This is a genomic window from Janthinobacterium sp. GW456P, assembly GCF_002127655.1.
Classification (GTDB): domain Bacteria; phylum Pseudomonadota; class Gammaproteobacteria; order Burkholderiales; family Burkholderiaceae_D; genus Janthinobacterium.
The window spans coordinates 318,969-335,997 of the sequence record NZ_NEHB01000013.1 but is presented as its reverse complement, the minus strand read 5'-3'; the positions used below and the strand labels follow the sequence as shown (position 1 = coordinate 335,997).

At 66.2% G+C, this 17,029-nt stretch carries 15 protein-coding genes and 2 tRNA genes; 12 read left to right on the top strand and 5 right to left on the bottom strand.

Going from position 1 to position 17,029, the window contains the following annotated elements:
• Positions 1–2,534, top strand: a 2,534-nt coding sequence (locus tag CBW66_RS29695) for an SbcC/MukB-like Walker B domain-containing protein (protein WP_139843053.1), incomplete at its 5' end; no start/stop codon positions are given.
• Positions 2,535–2,538: 4 nt separating this feature from the next.
• Here CBW66_RS29695 and CBW66_RS29000 read toward each other — a convergent pair.
• Positions 2,539–2,706: a hypothetical protein gene (locus CBW66_RS29000; protein WP_162835746.1), complete on the bottom strand. Its 168-nt coding sequence runs from the start codon at positions 2,704–2,706 to the stop codon at positions 2,539–2,541.
• 178 nt (positions 2,707–2,884) lie between these two features.
• Here CBW66_RS29000 and CBW66_RS14995 point away from each other — a divergent pair, with 178 nt between their 5' ends.
• The 5 genes from CBW66_RS14995 to CBW66_RS14975 all read left to right on the top strand — a co-directional run bounded on the left by CBW66_RS14995 (position 2,885) and on the right by CBW66_RS14975 (position 5,607).
• On the top strand, positions 2,885–3,094 hold the full coding sequence (locus tag CBW66_RS14995) for a hypothetical protein (protein WP_034755039.1): 210 nt from the start codon (positions 2,885–2,887) through the stop codon (positions 3,092–3,094).
• Between the two features lie 61 nt (positions 3,095–3,155).
• Entirely contained in the window at positions 3,156–4,016 is an 861-nt protein-coding gene (locus CBW66_RS14990) for a hypothetical protein (RefSeq protein ID WP_086138837.1), read from the top strand.
• Between the two features lie 58 nt (positions 4,017–4,074).
• Positions 4,075–5,253: a class I SAM-dependent methyltransferase gene (locus CBW66_RS14985; RefSeq protein WP_139841677.1), complete on the top strand. Its 1,179-nt coding sequence runs from the start codon at positions 4,075–4,077 to the stop codon at positions 5,251–5,253.
• 56 nt (positions 5,254–5,309) lie between these two features.
• A tRNA-Met gene (locus CBW66_RS14980) sits at positions 5,310–5,386 on the top strand.
• Positions 5,387–5,530: 144 nt separating this feature from the next.
• Positions 5,531–5,607 (top strand) — tRNA-Met (locus CBW66_RS14975).
• A 65-nt stretch (positions 5,608–5,672) separates the two neighbouring features.
• Here CBW66_RS14975 and CBW66_RS14970 read toward each other — a convergent pair.
• Positions 5,673–6,341, bottom strand: a complete 669-nt coding sequence (locus CBW66_RS14970; RefSeq protein ID WP_139841678.1) for a hypothetical protein — start codon at positions 6,339–6,341, stop codon at positions 5,673–5,675.
• A 231-nt stretch (positions 6,342–6,572) separates the two neighbouring features.
• On the opposite strand from CBW66_RS14970, the gene CBW66_RS14965 reads away from it, so the two are divergent.
• The 6 genes from CBW66_RS14965 (at position 6,573) to dbpA (ending at position 14,475) form a co-directional block, all read left to right on the top strand.
• Positions 6,573–7,091, top strand: coding sequence for a sigma-70 family RNA polymerase sigma factor (locus CBW66_RS14965; RefSeq protein ID WP_086138840.1), 519 nt, complete (start codon positions 6,573–6,575; stop codon positions 7,089–7,091).
• A gap of 1 nt (position 7,092) precedes the next feature.
• On the top strand, positions 7,093–8,100 hold the full coding sequence (locus CBW66_RS14960; protein WP_086138841.1) for a FecR domain-containing protein: 1,008 nt from the start codon (positions 7,093–7,095) through the stop codon (positions 8,098–8,100).
• 141 nt (positions 8,101–8,241) lie between these two features.
• The gene (locus CBW66_RS14955; protein ID WP_205701235.1) at positions 8,242–10,698 is read left to right on the top strand and encodes a TonB-dependent receptor; all 2,457 of its coding nucleotides are present in this window, start codon (positions 8,242–8,244) and stop codon (positions 10,696–10,698) included.
• Positions 10,699–10,814: 116 nt separating this feature from the next.
• Positions 10,815–12,479: an acid phosphatase gene (locus CBW66_RS14950; RefSeq protein ID WP_086138843.1), complete on the top strand. Its 1,665-nt coding sequence runs from the start codon at positions 10,815–10,817 to the stop codon at positions 12,477–12,479.
• 223 nt (positions 12,480–12,702) lie between these two features.
• Positions 12,703–12,939 carry a hypothetical protein gene (locus CBW66_RS14945; protein ID WP_086138844.1) on the top strand — a complete coding sequence of 79 codons (237 nt, stop codon included), beginning with the start codon at positions 12,703–12,705 and terminating at the stop codon, positions 12,937–12,939.
• 111 nt (positions 12,940–13,050) lie between these two features.
• Positions 13,051–14,475 carry an ATP-dependent RNA helicase DbpA gene (gene dbpA, locus CBW66_RS14940; RefSeq protein ID WP_086138845.1) on the top strand — a complete coding sequence of 475 codons (1,425 nt, stop codon included), beginning with the start codon at positions 13,051–13,053 and terminating at the stop codon, positions 14,473–14,475.
• Here the strand turns inward: dbpA and CBW66_RS14935 are convergent.
• From CBW66_RS14935 to cysS, 3 genes are read right to left on the bottom strand one after another with little or no spacing between them, the layout of a single operon-like run.
• A complete protein-coding gene (locus CBW66_RS14935) occupies positions 14,462–15,013 on the bottom strand; it encodes a hypothetical protein (RefSeq protein WP_086138846.1) in 552 nt (183 codons plus the stop codon). The two genes, dbpA and CBW66_RS14935, sit on opposite strands and share 14 nt — an antisense overlap.
• Positions 15,006–15,575 (bottom strand): hypothetical protein, encoded by a 570-nt coding sequence (locus CBW66_RS14930; RefSeq protein ID WP_139841679.1) that lies wholly within the window; start codon positions 15,573–15,575, stop codon positions 15,006–15,008. The genes CBW66_RS14935 and CBW66_RS14930 overlap by 8 nt, the downstream gene beginning before the upstream one ends.
• 42 nt (positions 15,576–15,617) lie before the next feature.
• Positions 15,618–16,994 carry a cysteine--tRNA ligase gene (cysS, locus tag CBW66_RS14925; RefSeq protein ID WP_086138906.1) on the bottom strand — a complete coding sequence of 459 codons (1,377 nt, stop codon included), beginning with the start codon at positions 16,992–16,994 and terminating at the stop codon, positions 15,618–15,620.
• Positions 16,995–17,029 lie beyond the last annotated feature (35 nt).

Sequence of the window (17,029 nt, the reverse complement as noted above, 5' to 3'; positions counted from 1 at the left end):
CGCTGCACGATCTGCAGCAGCGCCAGCACGCCGCGCAGGCGGAACAGGAAGCGGGCCGCCAGTGGCTGGCAGCGCACCAGCAGTGGCAGGCGCTGGCGCAATCGTGGCAGTTGTGGGACCAATTGTTTGCCCAGGCCGGACAAGCGGCCGCGCAAGCCTATGCGGCCGACGCCAGCCTGGCCGAGTCCAGGCACCAGCTGCGCCAGGCCGGAGACGCCGCGCAGGCGGCGCAAGCGGCGCTGGCCAGTGCCGCTGCCGTGCTGGCGGCGCGCGATGCGCAGCGGCGCGAAGCGCAGGCAGCCGTGCAAGCCATCGATGGCCAGGGGCTGCAGGAACAGCGCGGCCGGCTGGAGGCGCACGCGCGCATGTTGACCAGCGCGGAAAAAACCTGGAGCGAACTGGCGCGCCAGCAGCAGGCGCTGGCGCACGGGCAAGCGAGGGCGGCCCAGCTGGCGCAGGCCGCGCAAACGGAAAACACGGCATTAGCAAAGGAGGCGGCACAAACGGCGCTGCTGGAAGCGCGCCTGACGCAGGCGGAAAAATCCCTGAAGAGCGCGGAAGCGGCATGCGCGGCCAGCGTGGAGCAGCTGCGGGGCAATTTGCAGGACGGGCAGCCTTGCCCCGTCTGCGGCGCGCTGGAACACCCGTACAGCCACGCCGACCACGCCTTGCAGGCGATGCTGGCCAGCTTGCAGGATGAAGTGCTGGCCTGCCGCACGCAGGCGCGCGGCAATCTGGAGCGGCTGGCCACGCACAAGGCGGCGCTGGCCGCGATGGCGCGCGAACAGGCGCAAACGGATGCCGAACTGGCGGCCCTGCCGCCCGCCATCGACAGCCTGAACGCGCAGTGGCAGCCGCATGCGGACACATTCGAACTGCCGCCGGCAAACCAGCGCGCGGACTGGTTCGCGCAGCAGCTGGCGGCCAATGCGGCCGGCTTGCAGGCGCTGGCGCAGCAGGAAACGGCGCTGCGCCAGGCCGGCGCGCGGCGCGAGCAGGCGCAGGCGGCGCATGAACTGGCGTCCACCGACCACGCGCGCTGCACCAGCACCGTCGCCGAAACGCAGGCGCGGCTGGCGCAGCTGCAAGCGCAGCAAGCGGGCAACGCCGACAAGGGCGAGACGGCGCGCGCCGCGCTCGACGGCCTGCTGGCGCAGCTCGATGGCGCGTTCGCCGACGCCGACGGCGCCGAGGACTGGAAAGACAGCTGGCGCGCCGGCCCGGCCGCCTTCCGCGCGGCGCGTGAAACGGAAAGCCGGCAATGGCTGAAACAGCAGGCGGAGCAGGACCAGCGTGGCCACGCGCTGGCGACCCTGGCCGCGCAGCTGGAAGCGGCGCAGCTGGCCACCGCCAAGGCGCAGCAGGCGGCGCAGGAAGCCCACGCCGTCTTTGCCGCCGCCGACAAGCAGCGCACGGCAATGCAGGCGGAACGCCACGCGCTATGGCAGGGCCGGAGCGTGGCCGAGGTCGAGCGCGCGCTGGCAGGCGCCATCGCGGCGGCCAGGGAGCTGCTGGCGCGGCAGCAAACGGCGGCGCAATCGGCCAGCCAGCAGCGCACGCGCCTGGAAGAAGCGTGCGCGCAGCTGTCGCAGCGCCTGGCCGCCTTGCGTGAACAGGAACAGGCCGCCAGCGCGGCCCTGCACGACTGGCTGCGCCAGTTCCAGGATGCCCATCCGGCCCATGCGCCCGCCGATATGCATGCCTTGCGCGCGCACCTGGCCATCGCACCGGACGCCATGCGCGCCGAACGCGACGCCCTGCAAGCGATCGCCGACCGCCACACGGCGGCCGCCTCCGTGCTGGCCGAACGCCGGCGGCAGCTGGCGGCGCACCTGGCACAGCCGCCGGACGGCCTGGAAACGGACGCGGCGGCGCTGCAAGCGGCGCTCGACGCGCTGCTGCTGGAACGCCAGGCGGCCAACCAGGAAGCGACGCGGTTGCGCCTGGCGATTGCGCAGGACGATGCGCGGCGCCACGGCGCGCAAGCGATGCTGGCGCAAATCGAGGCGCAAGCCGTCATCGAGCGGCGCTGGGCCAGCCTGAATGAATTGATCGGTTCGGCCGACGGCAAGAAATTTCGCAACTATGCGCAGCAATTCACCCTGGAAGTGCTGCTTGGCTATGCCAACGCGCATTTGCAGCACCTTGCGCGCCGCTACCAGCTCGAACGCATCGACAACCCGAACAATCCGTCGCTGGGTCTGATGGTGCGCGACCAGGACATGGGCGGCGAACTGCGCTCCGTGCATTCGCTGTCGGGCGGCGAATCGTTCCTCGTCTCGCTGGCCCTGGCGCTGGGCCTGGCCTCGCTATCGTCGAACCGCGTGCGCGTGGAATCGCTGTTCATCGACGAGGGCTTCGGCAGCCTGGACACGGAAACCCTGCGCGTGGCCATGGATGCGCTCGACGGCTTGCAAGCGATGGGCCGCAAGGTGGGCGTCATCTCGCACGTACAGGAAATGACGGAGCGCATCGCCACCCGTATCCTCGTGCAGCCGGGGTCCGGGGGCAAGAGCGTGGTGACGGTGCGCTAGGCCGCTAGCGGCTGGCCGGCTCCCGGCACAGCCTGAGCATATCCCAGCCCAGTTCGCGGCGGATCTGCTCGGGGTCGGGCGGGGGCCGGCGCTGTTCCAGCTCCGCTTTCAGCCATTTTCTCACCAGCTCCTTGGCGGGCTGTACAGGCTTTTCCTTGTCATGCTTGTCCATGGTGCTACCTCTTCAATGGCGGTCAGACGACCTCCTATATACGCTCAACGTCATGGCGCGGATTCAGTTGACGTACGCGTGGCGCAGATGCAACAACGTGTAACGGTGGCCGGAGTGCGTTAAAATCGCCGCCTTCGCGCAGGCACCGCCTGCGCCCCGCAACAGTTCAAGGAACCCCATGAAAGCCGCCCGCAGCCTCACCTTCAAGTGCGTAAAATGTCACAAATCGATGCAGGTTTACCTGCAAAAAGTCTCCGCCTGCTCGCATATCCAGCCATACCAGGGCATTTGCGCATGCGGCGAACTCAAGCGCCACGCCACGGGCCAGGCCGATGCCGTCAAGTCTTACCTGGAGTCGGCAGACGGTAGCTGGTCGCACCACCACTAATGGTTAAAGTCTGGGCGATTGTTGTCGTTAATTACGTTACACAGCCCATATAGAACCGACCATGTCCCAGCTTCCCGCCCTCGCCAGCCGTCCACCCGCCTCGACCACGCTCGATGGCCAGCGGCCGTCCCGCACGGGCAGCGGCGCCACGGGCCTGGCCGCCGCTCCCCTGATGCAGCGCACGGCGCAAGACGTGGTGGCGCTGTCGAAGAATGGCCTGGACCTGTCGGCCAAGGGACTGTCGCAACGCACCGATGCGCTGGGCAACGCCACCGTCGACGCGGCGCAGAATTTTCTCTCCACCATGACCCGCCAGATGTTCGGCGACGGCGCCACGGTTGCCTTCGATTCGGTCGACCTGCAAGCCGGTTCCAGCTTCAGCAGCGGCAATGCCAGCGTCTCGGACACCAAAGGCAGCAGCCGCGCCGCTGCCTTCAGCCTCGATGAAAACGCGCATTTCATCGGCAAGGGCAAGATCACGACGGCCGATGGGCAAACCTTCGACTTCGAAGTGGAAGTGCAATATCAATCGAACATCAGCGCAGGCGTCCTTGAGCAAACGCAAGGTGATACGCCGGAAGCCACCTCATCCGATGACGACGCCCCGCCCGCCAAAGAGTTGCCCGCCACGCACTTCGGCGGCAATCTCAACGATCTGTTCAAGCTGCTGGGCCAGCAATTGCAAAGCAACATTTTTAATAACAACGTCAGCAGCAAGGCCGATGGCGCCAGCGCCAGCGGCAAGGATGGCGACCTGGCGGGCAGCCTGAGCTTGCGTTTGCTCAAGCTGGTGCAGCCGGACGCGGCGGTCAAAGCCGACCAGAAAGCCGTGGAAACGACGCCGGAAGACCAGGCGCGCGCCCGCGCGCTGGCACTCGCCTATGGCACGGACACTGCTAACGGCACGGCCAGCGACGTATAATGGAAGACGGCCTGCGCAGGCGACCATGCCGCGCGCCCCCTTCTATCGATTGAAATCCATGTCCGACACTTCTTCCCCTACCGTTCATCCGCAGATCCACTGGAGCGAAAACGGCGCCGAGCATTCGGCCCGCTGGCGCTCGGAAAGCGGCATGCCGCCGCCCAAGCGCGTCGTCATCGCCGACGACCGCACGACGGCCGACCAGGCTTACCGCCTGGCCTGCGAAGGCACGGCCATGCTGTGGCGCGGCGACTTCCAGAACGCGCGCCAGCTGCTGCAGGCGCTGGCGCGGCGCGCCGACCACAAGAACGACAAACCGGGCAAAAAGGCCAAGGCCGCCAAATTGGCGAAACCGGAACCGACCGCCACGGAAGCCTTCCATTTGCACCGCCAGGCGCAGTCGCAGCGCGCCCGCACGCTGGCCATGCTGCTGCTGCCTTTTGACGCCGATTACACGATCCCGCTGCGCCGCGCGCCGGACGTGAAACTGGCCTGCAATGAAGCATATGGCCGCGGCGAGGAAGCGTTCGTCGCCTCGCTGCGCGAGCTGCTGGGCCTGATTGGCGCGCACGAATGGCGCCGCACGGGCGTGGACCTGCCGGCCCTGGGCCAGCGCATCCACCCGCACTACGGCGTGTTCGCGCCCATCCGCGGCGAATACGTGGGCCTGGTGGCGGAAGCGCCGCTGCCGCCGCGCGCCAGCCTGGCCTTCGACATCGGCACCGGCACGGGCGTGCTGGCCGCCGTGCTGGCGCAGCGCGGCGTCGCCCGCATCGTCGCCACCGACCAGGACCCGCGCGCCCTGTCCTGCGCGCGCGAAAACCTGGCCCGCCTCGACTTAATCGACAAGGTCGAGGTGCTGCAGGCCGACCTGTTCCCCGCTGGACGCGCGCCGCTGGTGGTATGTAATCCGCCATGGCTGCCGGCGCGCCCCAGCTCGCCGATCGAATACGCCGTTTACGATCCGGACAGCCGCATGCTGCGCGGCTTCCTCGCCGGCCTGGCCGGTCACCTGGAGCCAAACGGCGAAGGCTGGCTGATCCTGTCGGACCTGGCCGAGCACCTGGGCCTGCGCCCGCGCGCGCAATTGCTGGAATGGATAACGCAAGCGGGCTTGAATGTCGTCGACCGCCTGGACGTGAAACCCACGCACCCGCGCGCGCAGGACGCCACGGACAGCCTGCACGCGGCCCGCTCGCAGGAAATCACCTCGCTGTGGCGCCTGGCGGCGGCGTAATCGAGGGTCTGAAACCCGGCCATTGCGCATTGCAGCAAACCCCGCTATAATTCGCCTGCGGGGTGGAGCAGTCTGGCAGCTCGTCGGGCTCATAACCCGAAGGTCACAGGTTCAAATCCTGTCCCCGCAACCAGATACCGAAAAGCCGCTGATTCCTGCAAGAGGATCAGCGGCTTTTTCCATTGCGGCGCAATATCTCAATGGCCATCCTGCAAGCCCAATGTCCTTCATTTCCATCCGCTCTTTCGCAATGCAGCAAACTCGGTTATAATTCGCCTGCGGGGTGGAGCAGTCTGGCAGCTCGTCGGGCTCATAACCCGAAGGTCACAGGTTCAAATCCTGTCCCCGCAACCAATACATGAAAACCGCTGATTCCTGCAAGGGAGTCAGCGGTTTTTGCATTCCGGGCCGGCCCATGCTCACGCGGCGACGCTGGCCCGGATCTGCCTGGCGGCCGCATGCAGGCTGGCCGCCACCCGCTCCAGCTTGTCGGCGCCCGCCGTTTCGGCCAGGGCGGCAAACGCGCTGATATGAAACGTGGCCACCATGGCGGGCGACACTTCCAACTCCAGCGCGGTCTTGCTCAATTCCGTCGACGCCTCGAGATAAGGCTCGCTGCCCGCCTCGAACGCCTGCTTCGTTTCCAGCAATTCCTGGCCGCCCTCGGCCTTGGCCAGGCAGGCATCGACCTTTTGCTGGAAAGCAGGCAAGGTATCGCGCACGGGGCTGGTGTCGGGCGCCGCTTCCGGCACCAGCTCCACTGGCGCAGGCGCAGCGGCGGCCGGCTTGTTCGCCGCCGGCATGTCGCGCAACATCAGCCAGCGCTCGACGGCGAGAAAATCGGCAAACGGCTCGGCCACCTTGGGGTTCATCAGCCAGACTTCGCCCGTGCGCCAGTCGATCCGGGCGCCGCGCTCGTTTCTCGCCAACAGAATATCCTTGCCGCCATCGGCATTCGACACGCGGCCGATGTCGAGCCAGTTCATCAATTCCGCCTGGCGCGACATCGCGTTGACCCGGTGAAAAAAGGCCAACCATAAAAATCGGGCGACCAGGAGAACCAGGGCACCGCCAACCATCCACATCATTTTTCGCTCCGCTCCGCGCCACATCGACAGCCCGCATTTTCTCACATGAAAGCTTGCGCCAAGGAAACTTTTACATCTGCCGTGCGCAGGCGCACATCCCTTGCCGCAGGCGGCCCGGGCGCAGTCGCATTTCAGCAACGCCGCGTTTTCCTGATTGCCTGGCGTGCGTCGCTAGGCTATTATGAGAACAATTCTCATTTAGATTAAGATATCCTATCCTATCCCGTCCGCATGCCGTCCGCCCCCTCCCCGCCATCCGACTTCCAGGTTCTGTACGCCGAGCACCACTCGTGGCTGCTGCACTGGCTGAAGCGCCGCCTGCACGATGCGGGGCTGGCGGGCGACCTGGCGCAGGATACCTTCCTCAAGATCTTCGTCGCGCGCAGCACCGCCGGGATCGCGCAGCCGCGCCCCTTCCTGGCCACCATCGCCAGGCGCCTGCTGGCCAACCACTGCCGCCGCGAAGAGCTTGAACGCGCCTACCTCGACGCCCTGCTGCACCAGCCGCAAGCCTGCGCGCCCTCGCCGGAAGCGATGTCCCTCCTGCTCGAATCGCTGCAACTGATCGACCGCGCGCTGGACCGGCTCTCCGCCAAGGCCAAGGCCGCCTTCCTGCTGGCCCACCTGGACGGCATGAGCTATGCCGAGATCGCCGCCGAACTGGGCACCACCACGCATTCCGTCAAAAAATACCTGAGCAAGGCCAACTTGCTGTGCTTTTTTGCCGTGCCCGATTTTGCCGCGTCCTGACATGCGCGGCGCCACCGTCTACGCCCAGGGCCAGCCCATCGACCTGGCCATCGCCATGCAGGCGGCCGAATGGCTGACCACCCTGATGAGCGGCGAAACCACGCCGGCGGAAAAAACGGCCTGGCAGCAGTGGCGCCAGGCGCACCCCGACCATGAACGGGCATGGAAACACATCGAAAGCGTCAGCGGCGGCTTGCGCGAACTCGATGGGCCGGCCAGCCGCAAGGCGCTGCTGCAAAGTCCCCATTCGCGTTCAATCTCGCGGCGCGGCAGCCTGCGGCTGCTGGCGGGGATCTCCACCGTCGGCATCGCGGGCTGGTTCGGCGCGCGCTCGGAATATGCGCCCGACGTGGCCCGCGCCGCGCTGGCCGACCTGTCCACCGGCGTGGGCGAACGCCGCGAGCTGGCCCTGGCCGACGGCAGCCGCCTGCATTTGAACAGCGGCAGCGCCGTCAACATCCGCTACACGGACACGCAGCGACTGCTGCAACTGGTGCGGGGCGAAGTCTTCATCGCCACCGCCCGCGAAACGGGCCGGCCCTACCGTCCCTTCCTCGTCGAGACGGCGCAAGGCCAGGCGCAGGCGCTGGGCACGCGCTACTCGGTGCGCCAGACCGGGGGCAGCACCCAGGTCGCCGTCGAGGAAGGCGCCGTGCGGCTGATGCCGCGCCAGAGCCACGCCAACCTCGTGATCGAGGCGGGCCAGGGCGGCGGCATGACCGCGCAAAGCATCGTGCCCGCGCACGCCGTCTCGCCCGACATCTGGGCCTGGCGCCAGGGTTTGCTGCTGGCCGACGCCATGCCGCTGCGCGACTTCCTGCATGAACTGAGCCGCTACCGCCACGGCTGGCTGGGCTGCGACGACGCGGTGGCCGGCCTGCGCATTTCCGGCGTCTTCCCGCTGACCGACCTGGACGCCGTGCTGCTGTCGCTGCCCGATTCCCTGCCGGTGGACGTGCGCCTGCGCACGCGCTATTGGGTGCAGGTGGAAGCGCGGCGGCAGCGCTGAACATCGATTTTGACGCCAGCGCAAAAAAAGGTACCCGTTTTCGCTTCTCGCGTGACCTGTGTAGGCAAACGTTCTTTTTGACGACTACACCACAAGGTAACCATGTCTCTTGCTATTCATTCCAAGCCGCGCATCAAACACATGGCACATGCCATTCGACTCGTCTTCATCGGTTCCGCCCTGCTGCTGAATATCCCCGCGCCAGCCCTGGCGCAGGAAATCGTGGCCGCGCCAGCGGCCAGCCTTGACTTCCAGGTGCCGGCCGGCGATCTGGCGGCGGCGCTGCGCCAGGTGGCCAGCCAGTCCAGGGTCATCCTCAGCTTCACGCCGGAGCAGACGCGCGGCAAGACGTCGGCGGGCCTGAGCGGCCGCCACGACGTGCTGGGCGCCCTGAACGGCGTGCTGCGCGGCTCGGGCCTGAAGGCCGAGCGCAGCGCCAACGGCAGCTACGTGCTGCGCCCGGCCGATGCGGCGGCGGGTGGTGAAGCGATGGCCATGATGCCGGAGGTATCGGTCAAGGCGCAGCAGGACGCCACCGAAGGCTCGGGCGCGTATGTCTCCACCCTGCCAATCGCCACGGCCACGCCGCTGGGCCTGTCGATCAGGGAAACGCCGCAGTCGGTCAGCGTCATCACGCAGCAGCGCATGCAGGACCAGGGCTTGAGCACCATCGCGCAAGTGATGGCGCAAACGCCGGGCATCACCCTGTTCTCGCTGGGCAGCGAGCGCACGGGCTTTACTTCGCGCGGCTATTCGATCACCAATTACCAGCTCGACGGCGTCAGCACGCATTCGGAAAACCTGGGCCTTAATGCGATACCGTCGCAAAGCCTGGCCGACATGGCGCTGTACGACCGCATCGAAGTGCTGCGCGGCGCCTCGGGCCTGATGACGGGCGCGGGTGATGCGTCGGGCGCCATCAACATGGTGCGCAAGAAGCCGACGGCGCAGTTCCAGGCCTCCGTCGAGGGCGAGCTGGCTTCCTACGATGAGCGGCGCGCCATGGCCGACGTCTCGGGTCCGCTCAACGAGACTGGCAGCGTGCGCGGCCGCCTGGTGACTGTGTACGAGGAAGGCGACAGCATCATCGACGGCTACAGCCGCGACAAGAAAGTGGTCTACGGCGTGGTCGAGGCGGATCTGTCGCACGACACGAAACTGACGGCCGGCGTGACGCACCAGCGCAAGCGCTCGGACGGTTCCCTCTCCTACCTGGGTTTTCCCCTGTTCTACAGCAATGGCGCCATGACGGACCTGCCCCGCTCTTTCAGCCCGGCGGCCAGGTCGAATCGCTTCAACACCAATTCAACCGACATCTTCGCCACCGTGGAGCACGCGCTGGCGAACGACTGGAAGCTGAAAATCTCGGCCAACCGCGTGCAGTCGTCGCAGGAGGAGCGCGCCGCCTACATGAACGTGAGCGCTGGCTTCCCCGACCAGGCCACGGGCGATGGCCTGGGCTTGAGCGCCGACTACCGCGATTACCAGCTGAAGGTCAACAGCGTGGACGTCAACGTGCGCGGGCCGTTCAGCGCCTTCGGACGCCAGCACGAACTGGTGCTGGGCATGGACTACAGCGAATTCCAGAGCAAGACCGATGGCCGCTTCGACTGGAGCATCCAGGGCAGCGGCGTCAACCTGTACCGCTGGAATCGCATGGCAACGCCCGTGTTCGGCGACACCTATGTCACCTACGACAGCACGCGCCGCCAGGCCAGCGCGTATGCCGCCACGCGCCTCAACCTGTCCGAGCGCCTGAAACTGATCGCCGGCGCCAAGGTGCTGCGCTACAGCGAGAACTACATCTCGGACGCGCCTTCCGTGCCGTTCTACAGCGCGTCGCCAGCCTCGGAAAGCCGTGTCTTCACGCCGTATGGCGGCCTGGTGTTCGATATCGACGGCACGCACAGCGCCTACGCCAGCTACTCCACCATCTACCAGCCGCAAGCCCAGCAAGACCGCTACGGCAAGCTGCTGGCGCCGCGCGAAGGCAAGACGTTCGAAGCGGGCGTCAAGAGCGGCTGGCTCGATGGCCGCCTGAACACCTCTGCTGCGCTGTACCAGATCCGCCAGAGCAACCTGGCCGAATCGGACCCCGGCTACAAAGTGCCTGGCACGAACAATCCCGCCAACCGCACCATCAAGGGCGCCAGGACCCAGGGCGTGGACCTGGAAGCGACGGGCGCCCTGACGCCGGACTGGAATGTGTCGGCCTCGTGGTCCTACAGCCAGACGGAAAACAATACCGGCAAGGCGATCCTGACCACCTTCCCGCGCCACCTGGTGAAACTGTGGACCACTTACCGGCTGCCCGGCGAGTTCAATCGCCTGACGGTGGGCGGCGGCGTGAACTGGCAAAGCCGCGTGTATTCCGACATCGACGCGTGGCAGATCAACAGTACTTTGCACTGGGAACAGAAGGCGTACTCGGTGGCCAGCCTGATGGCACGCTACGACGTCAACGACAAGCTCTCTGCCACCGTGAACGTGGCCAACCTGTTCGACAAGCAGTACACGGCTTCCGTGTCGGACTGGTGGTACTCGGGCATGCACGGCCCGGCGCGCAAGGTAGCACTGAAGGTCCGCTACCAGTTCTAGGGCAGGCCGAATATTTCGCGCTGGCGCAGGGCCGGTGATACAATTTTCCCGCTTCACGGGCGTTGCCGGCCATTGCCGCCAACGCCCGTGCCCATAGAGACACCCAAGGAGAATGTGTGAAGGACCTCGCCCCCGCCCTGCCAGCCGATCCGGCCGACCAACCCGCCAATCCATCGCGCCGGCGCATTTTCCAGGCTGCGTCCGCAGTCGGCCTGGCTGCCAGCCTGCCGGCGCTGGCCGACGCCGCGCCAGCCAAAAAGACCATCGCCAAGGGTTCGCTCGACGCGAAACTCAAGGCGCACGTCAAGAACGTGGTCGTGATCTATCTGGAAAACCGCAGCTTCAACAACCTGTTCGCCAACTTCCCCGGCACCAGCGCGCCGCTGTCCGCCGTCACGGCCGAACAAGCGCGGCAGCTGGACCGCGACGGCAAGCCGCTGGCCACCTTGCCGAAGATCTGGGGCGGCCTGGTGCCGAACCAGCAGAATATCGGCGGCATCGATTACCTGATCAAGGAAGAGCAGATTTCCGGCCTGCCGAACGCGCCCTACAAATTGAGCGACGCGGCCGGCAAGCCCCTGCCCGAAAGCATCATCACGCGCGACCTGGTGCACCGCTTCTATAACAACCAGATGCAGATCAACGGCGGCAAGAACGACGGCTTTGCCGCGTGGGCCGACAGCGGCGGCCTGGTGATGGGCCATTACGGCGAAACGTCGAAAAACCTGAACCTGTGGCAGATCGCCGAGCAGTACACCCTGTGCGACAACTTCTTCATGGCGGCCTTCGGCGGCTCCTATATGAACCACCAGTTCCTCGTCACGGGCCGCGCCAACGAATACTTCAATGCTGCCGAGACGGCGGCGAAGAAAAAGATCGCCGTGCTGTCGGACGGCCCGCAAGGCGTGCGCCTGGCCATTGCGCCCGACTGTCCCGCCTCGGCGCTCGATGGCAAGCCGAAATACGTGAACGACGGCGCCATCACGCCGGACGGCTATGCCGTCAACACCATGGCGCCGCCCTACCAGCCAAGCTATGTCCGCCCCGCCTTCGACGGCGACCCGCTGCACGCCGACCCGGCCGACGCCAATACCCTGCCGCCGCAAACCTACGACACCATCGGCGACCTGCTGTCGCGCAAGGGCGTCAGCTGGGCGTGGTATGGCGGCGGCTGGCAAGCGGCGCTCGACCACAAGGGCGGCGGCAGTAAACCAAATTTCCAGTTCCACCACCAGCCGCTGAACTACTTCAAGCAGTTCGCCCCCGGCACGGCCGCGCGCGCCGAACACCTGCGCGATGGCGGCACGGGCGACAGCCCGATCTCGAACAAATTCCTCGCCGCCGCCGTGGCGGGCAAGCTGCCGGCCGTGACCTTCTACAAGCCGCAGGGCAATCTGAACCTGCACGCCGGCTACTCGGACATCGAGTCGGGCGACCAGCACGTGGCCAACGTCATCCAGCATTTGAAGGAATCGCCGCAGTGGAAAGACATGATCGTGGTGATCACGTTCGATGAGAACGGCGGCTGGTGGGACCACGTGGCGCCGCCGAAAGGCGACCGCTGGGGTCCGGGCACGCGCATTCCCGCCATCGTCGTCTCGCCGTACGCGAAGAAAGGCGCCGTCGACCACAGTTTCTACGACACGACGTCGATCCTGCGCCTGATCACGCGCCTGCACGACCTGCCGCTGCTCGAAGGGCTGAAAGTGCGCAACGACGCATTCGCGTCGCGCGGCGCGCTGCCTCCCGGCGACCTGACGGGCGCCCTGAGCTTCCGCTGACAGGCAACTGCGCTTCCCACAATGCGGCACGCCTGTGATACACTGCGTGCCGCACTTAAATCCGCAGGACAAGTTTTCCTGCAGGTTGTCCCAACAATGAGCCCGACTCCAGTAGCCGGGCTTTTGTTTTGTGGACGAAGCGTACAGAGTATTCACACAGCGGACAGCGTTTTGCCCGCTCCCCGGTGCCGGATTTTCGCGACCGGGGACCAGAGGTTCAGAAATGAGAGATAAAAAAGACAACGCCACCATCGACTTGCCCGGTTTCGGCCCGCCGCCAGCGCACGATGTGCCAGAGCCGGCGCCGGAACCGCAGCGCCGCGCGCGCGCGCGCAAGGTGGCTTTGAAGCAGGTGCAGCTCGAATTGCTGGAGCCGACCGACGCCACGGGCTTGCCCGTATGGACGCGCGACGAAGGCCTCGATCTGACCGGCTTGCCCATCTGGGCGCCAGATAATTAGTACCCACGCCGGCGGCCGTTTGCCGCCGGCTTCCACACCACCATCCGCACAAGGGCGTAGAACGCCTGTAGACTGTGCCCATCCACCCGCTTTTTACCGGCTCCGCCCTTTATGAACACCACCTCCGCCACCACTTCCTTTTCCAGCCTGCCGCTGACGCCCGCCTTTTTGGCCAACCTGGATTCGCTCGGCTACCACGAGATGACCACCATCCAGGCGCAAAGCCTGCCGGCGGTGCTCGATGGCCGCGACCTGATCGCGCAAGCGAAAACGGGCAGCGGCAAGACCGCCGCCTTCGGCATCGGCATCCTGCACAAGCTCAATCCGGCCTGGTTTGCCGTGCAAGGCCTGGTGCTGTGCCCCACGCGCGAACTGGCCGACCAGGTGGCCAATGAATTGCGCCGCCTGGCCCGCGCGGCCGGCAACATCAAGATCCTGACCCTGACGGGCGGCGCGCCGATGCGTCCGCAAATCGCCTCGCTGGAACACGGCGCCCACATCGTCGTCGGCACGCCGGGCCGTTTGCGCGACCACCTGGGCCGCGGCACCATCAACCTCAATCACGTGCAGACGCTGGTGCTCGATGAAGCGGACCGCATGACGGACATGGGCTTTTACGAGGAAATCGCCGGCATCGTCAGCGCCTGCCCGGCGCGCCGCCAGACCCTGCTGTTCTCGGCCACGTACCCGGAAGATATCCGCCGCGCCACGGCATCGTTCCTTGTCAATCCGCTGGAAGTGACGGTCGAAGCGCAGCATGACAACGACAAGATCGAGCAGCGTTTCTACGAAATCGGCTTCGACGAGCGCAACAGCGCCGTCGGCAAGCTGCTCAAGCACTTCAAGCCGGAATCCACGCTCGCCTTCTGCAACACCAAGGTGCATTGCCGCGAACTGGCCGAAGAATTGCGCCAGCAAGGCTTTTCCGCGCTGGCCCTGTACGGCGAACTGGAACAGCGCGAGCGCGATGAAATCCTCGTGCTATTCGCCAACCGCAGCTGCTCCGTGCTGGTGGCCACCGACGTCGCCGCGCGCGGCCTCGATATTTCGGACCTGGGCGCCGTGATCAACGTCGACGTCTCGAAAGACACGGAAGTGCACATCCACCGCATCGGCCGCACGGGCCGCGGCAGCAAGAAGGGCCTGGCCCTGTCGCTGTGCGCGCCGAACGAGAAGAAATGGGTCAAGCTGATCGAGCAGTACCAGAACAGCGCCGCCGAATGGCACGACCTGAAGGAACTGGACGAGGACGATGGCGCCGAGGCGCTGCCGGCGCCGATGGTCACCCTGTGCATCATGGGCGGCAAGAAGGACAAGCTGCGCCCGGGCGACTTGCTGGGCGCACTGACGGGCGACGCGGGCCTCGCCAAGGAACAGGTGGGCAAGATCAACGTGTTCGAGTTCATGACCTACGTGGCGCTCGACCGCAAGGTAGCCGAAGCGGCCTTCAAGCGCCTGAACGCGGGCAATACCCTGGGCCGCGACTTCGGCAACATCAAGGGCCGCAGCTTCAAGATGCGCTTTATCGAGGCGTAAGCTGCTGTAATGCACGCAGGGCCGCCATGGTCCTGCGTCCCGGATAGTCCGCCCACACGGGGTATTGTTCGCGGTAGTAGCAGCTCCAGTAACTGATGCTGCGCCGCTCCAGCGTCGCCACATACGCCGGGTTCTCGCGCAGGTAGCGCGCCAGCGCATCGGCATTCCAGGCCGGCAGCGCCGCGCCAATGACCTCGATAATCTCCAGCACGTATTCGCCGCACAGGTGCACGACGAAGGGCACCGTCCACGCCCGCTGCTGCAGCAACAGCTGCTTTGCACACGCTTCGCGCAGATGGCCGTCGTGGTGGCGCGTGCCCAGGCACAGGGCGATCACGCCCGCGTCGCCTGCTAGCTGCGTACAGGCCAGCAGCCGCTCGCTGTCGTAATAGGTGCGCGAAGGGATCCGCAAGGCCTCGCCATCCTGGCACACCGAAAACGGCCACACGGGCGCATGCGACTGGCCATCTGCCAACACAGGCAGCAGCTGCGCCACGGTGCCGGCCAATGCGGCCGGAAAGGCATCCGCTTCAGCCATCGCGCCCCTCCCGGCACACCTTGCGCACGCCCAGCGCAGGCTTATCCATCTTTTCAAAGATCACATTCGAATACCATTCCACAGGGTCGCCTTCGGTGGGCTTGCCCAGCGAGATATAGTAGCCGCCACCGGTGAACAGGGCCGTGGTTTCCTTGCCCGGCCTGGCGGCTTGCAGGAAGACCGGCCAGGCCGCCTTGTCGACTTGATTGAAACGCGCGGCCAGCAGCGCCAGCAAACGCGCGTGCGTGGCCGGCGCATACGGGAACAGATACAGGTATTCGACCAGTTCGCCGCCATCGGCCAGGCGCGTGACGGCCGCCGTGGCCGCATCGACCTCGCCGCCAAAACGGCACAGGGTGCCGCCGCTGTAGGCGAAGTCGATGATGGTCGCCGGCGCGCACGCCTGCCGTTCGCGGTCGACGCCGACGGGCGGCAGCGCGCGCACTTGCGCCAGCAGCGCTTCGCCGGATGCGGCCAGCACGGGAAAGCCCGGACACTCGCTGGCCGCCCGCGCGGCAGAAAAAATCAGGCAACAACTCAATAGCAGCACACGTCGCTTCACGGCATCTCCAGTGTCATCAGGCGGCCATTATGCCGGACATCTTCACAAAGGCCGCGCCTGTTGCCCCTGCGGCGTATCGTCGATGTCGTAGCCGGCCGCGCGCGCCAGTTCGCGCAAGCGGTCCGCCTCGGCCCACTGGCGCTGCGCGCGGGCGCTGGCCCGCTGCGCCAGCCACGCCTGCACCGGCTGCGGCACGGCCACCTGCGCCGGCTGCCAGGCCAGCAGATCGAGCCCCAGCGCCATATCGAAGCGGGCCATGGTGGCCTTCTTCGCGCCATCGGGCAGCGCGCTTTTCAGCAGCTCCCAGGCCACGGCCAGCGCGCGCGGAAAGTTCAGGTCATCGTTGACCTGCGCCGCGAAACGCGCCAGCCATGCGGGATCGGCCTCGCCATCCGCCTGGCCCAGACCATGTACGCTGACGCGCAGGCGTGCCAGGCCGCTGCTGGCGGCGCGCAAGGCTTCATCCGTGAAATTGAGACTGCTGCGATAGTGCGCGCCCAGGCACAGGTAGCGGTAGGCCAGCGGATCGAAGCCCTGCTCCGCCAGACTTTGCAGACGCAGGAAGTCGCCCGAGGATTTCGACATCTTCGCCTCCTGCGTTTTCAGGAAGGCGCCGTGCAGCCAGAAGTTGGCCAGGCGCGTGCCGTGGCGCGCTTCCGTTTGCGCGATCTCGTTGCTATGGTGGACGGCCACATGGTCTTCGCCGCCGCAATGGATGTCGAAATACGCGCCCAGGTGCTTTTCCGCCATGGCCGAGCATTCGATATGCCAGCCGGGGAAGCCCAGGCCCCACGGGCTGTCCCACTCCATCTGCCGCTGGCCCGGCACGCCGCTGAACTTCCACAGCGCGAAGTCGCAGATATCGCGCTTGTCGCCCAGCTCCACGCGTTTGCCCGCCTGCAGGCCGTCGCGGTTCAGGCGCGCCAGCTTGCCGTAGCTGCTTTGCCGCGTGGTGTCAAAGTAAATGCCGTCGTCCGTGCGGTAGGTATAGCCCTTCGCTTCCAGGTCGGCGATGAAGGCGATCTGTTCCGCGATGTGGTCGGTGGCGCGGCACCAGACGGTGGGCGGCAGGATATTCAACGCACGCAAATCGCTTTCGAATGCGCGCGTGAATTCCGAAGCGATATCCCAGGCCGACTTGCCGCTGCGGGCACTGCGCGCCTCGATCTTGTCGTCGCCGCTGTCCGCGTCCGACGTCAAATGGCCCACGTCCGTGATGTTCATCACGTGGCGCACCTGCAAGCCGTTGAATGCGAGCGCGCGGCGCAAGCCGTCGACGAACAGGTAGGTGCGCAGGTTGCCGATGTGCGCGTAATCGTAGACGGTGGGGCCGCAGGCGTACAGGCCCGCCTGGCCCGGGGCGATGGGTTCAAACGGGCGCAGGCTGCGCGCATAGGTATCGTACAGATGAAGAGTCATGCCGAGGCTTTCATTAACGCTGCGGAAAAAGAAAA

Coding starts and splice junctions, on each gene's coding strand:
- CBW66_RS29000 (WP_162835746.1), bottom strand. CDS start 2,706: ATGGACAAGCATGACAAGGAAAAGCCTGTACAGCCCGCCAAGGAGCTG.
- CBW66_RS14995 (WP_034755039.1), top strand. CDS start 2,885: ATGAAAGCCGCCCGCAGCCTCACCTTCAAGTGCGTAAAATGTCACAAA.
- CBW66_RS14990 (WP_086138837.1), top strand. CDS start 3,156: ATGTCCCAGCTTCCCGCCCTCGCCAGCCGTCCACCCGCCTCGACCACG.
- CBW66_RS14985 (WP_139841677.1), top strand. CDS start 4,075: ATGTCCGACACTTCTTCCCCTACCGTTCATCCGCAGATCCACTGGAGC.
- CBW66_RS14970 (WP_139841678.1), bottom strand. CDS start 6,341: ATGATGTGGATGGTTGGCGGTGCCCTGGTTCTCCTGGTCGCCCGATTT.
- CBW66_RS14965 (WP_086138840.1), top strand. CDS start 6,573: ATGCCGTCCGCCCCCTCCCCGCCATCCGACTTCCAGGTTCTGTACGCC.
- CBW66_RS14960 (WP_086138841.1), top strand. CDS start 7,093: ATGCGCGGCGCCACCGTCTACGCCCAGGGCCAGCCCATCGACCTGGCC.
- CBW66_RS14955 (WP_205701235.1), top strand. CDS start 8,242: ATGGCACATGCCATTCGACTCGTCTTCATCGGTTCCGCCCTGCTGCTG.
- CBW66_RS14945 (WP_086138844.1), top strand. CDS start 12,703: ATGAGAGATAAAAAAGACAACGCCACCATCGACTTGCCCGGTTTCGGC.
- dbpA (WP_086138845.1), top strand. CDS start 13,051: ATGAACACCACCTCCGCCACCACTTCCTTTTCCAGCCTGCCGCTGACG.
- CBW66_RS14935 (WP_086138846.1), bottom strand. CDS start 15,013: ATGGCTGAAGCGGATGCCTTTCCGGCCGCATTGGCCGGCACCGTGGCG.
- cysS (WP_086138906.1), bottom strand. CDS start 16,994: ATGACTCTTCATCTGTACGATACCTATGCGCGCAGCCTGCGCCCGTTT.